This is a genomic window from Nostoc sp. UIC 10607, from assembly GCF_047228265.1.
GTDB lineage: Bacteria > Cyanobacteriota > Cyanobacteriia > Cyanobacteriales > Nostocaceae > Nostoc > Nostoc foliaceum_A.
The window spans coordinates 1-206 of record NZ_JBIQNW010000315.1 but is presented as its reverse complement, the minus strand read 5'-3'; the positions used below and the strand labels follow the sequence as shown (position 1 = coordinate 206).

The window sequence follows — 206 nt, the reverse complement described above, 5'->3', positions numbered from 1 at the left end:
CTGGTGGCAGCAAGTGCCTCTGCGAATAATTCCGATGGCAGTTTGTCAGCTAAGGCACTCAGAGCTTTAGCGCGATTTTCCCCAGACCGAATTTCTCTGGCGGCGGCGAGTGCCTCTGGTAATAATTCTGATGGCAGTTTGTCAGCTAAGGCACTCAGAGCTTTAGCGCGATTCTCCCCAGACTGAATTTCTCTGGTGGCAGCAAG

General features: G+C 52.4%; 1 protein-coding gene. It reads right to left on the bottom strand.

Annotated features, from left to right (window positions below; all coding sequences use genetic code 11):
* The coding region (locus ACEYW6_RS36895; protein WP_412983706.1) for a hypothetical protein at positions 1-206 on the bottom strand (206 nt) is incomplete at both ends.